This is a genomic window from Stieleria mannarensis (genome assembly GCF_014154935.1).
GTDB classification, from domain to species: domain Bacteria; phylum Planctomycetota; class Planctomycetia; order Pirellulales; family Pirellulaceae; genus Stieleria; species Stieleria mannarensis.
Genome location: NZ_JACEHH010000152.1, coordinates 1 through 1,398 on the forward strand (window position 1 = coordinate 1; position 1,398 = coordinate 1,398).

The 1,398-nt window shown below is 55.4% G+C and carries 1 protein-coding gene; it reads right to left on the reverse strand.

The window, feature by feature from the left end:
* On the reverse strand, positions 1–1,112 hold a 1,112-nt coding region (locus H1B37_RS32830), incomplete at its 3' end, for a phage integrase N-terminal SAM-like domain-containing protein (protein WP_220498496.1).
* Between the last annotated feature and the right edge of the window lie 286 nt (positions 1,113–1,398).

Here is a 1,398-nt window from a genome sequence, read left to right on the forward strand (position 1 = left end):
ACATGGTGACGCCGAGTTCGTCCACTGCGGGGGTCGCGGGAGAGTTTGGTGGATGGAAACAGGTATTGCCAACCCAGTTCGCGCTGAGCAGCGGGGTATTTCCTTGCCAATGCGTAAGGAAGATAAACTTCTCCGTATCCGTCAGCGAGGTCTTGGTTGTGCATCGCTCGTACCGTGGCAATCTGTTGTCGCAGCAAATCGATCGTGTTGTCTGGTAACACCGTCACTCGATCCTCCATTCCCTTCCCGTTTCGGACAACGATTTGGCGTGTTTCGATGCAGAAGTCTTTGAGCCGCAGTTTCCTGCATTCTCTGTGTCGCAATCCGGCGCCATACATCATTAAGAACATCAACCGGTACACCCCGGTGACGTATTGGAAGAGTTCTGTGACCTCTGTCTTGGCCAGCACGACCGGGCGGTATTCACTGACCTTGGCACGGACGGCATTGATGAAGTGGAGATCGCGACCGAGCACTTTCTCATAGAAAAATAGGATTGCAGATAGCGCCTGGTTCTGAGTCGAGCCCGCGACATTGCCTTCGATCGCCAAGTCCGTCAAGAAGTCACCGATTTCCGGTTCGCCAAATTGCTCCAAACGGTCGTCATCCAGGTGCCGGACAAATTTCTTGATTTGGCCGATGTAGGCATCTTCCGTGCTCTTCGGGTGATGCAATCGGCGCAGCGTCGCCCGCATCCGCTGAACGCACTCAGGCTCGGTCTCATCGATCACCCCTGCATTTCCTTCGCCTGCCACGAGATTGGCATCATAGTCCTCCTCACCCCCGACGGCCTTGTATCGGCGCGTGATCTCCGTCAATCGCTCGCGAATGGGCCGAAAGTCGACGACGGAGGTTTGCAGCACCGTTCCTTGGTAGGCCTCGATCGCCCGCGCCGCTTGAAGTCGTTGCCAAGCGGGAGTTTTTGAGGCAAGGAGGCTACGAAGGAACTCGATCACCAAATCGCGCTGGACCGCAACCTCGTCCGAAGCACCGGTCGTTGCCCGTACGGCCGGGAAGCTTGCATAGCAGCCCAGCCACTTGGGAAACCATTCACGGTCCCTCTCAGGCAAGTTCATCACACCGAGGCACCGCCGGAATCTTTCCAAAGACATCTTGATCGCTCCCGAATCAACACACAGTTGGGGCCCAAATCAACGCCGTTGGCAAACCGATGGGCCCAAGCTCGCGCTCGTCACCGACGATGCAAAGAAGAACGATCGGCACACCTCGACAACCTGTTTGACAAACTGTTTTCGTCGATGAAACAAACCTATCGTCTCGAGAGCTACTTGACCACCCCTGCAGGGTGCCGTAGAATTGGGTGGTAGGAGATATTCCCCGGTCCAACCAAGGAATATATGTTTTTTACCCCGGTCGGACCGCCAATAATTAGTTGTT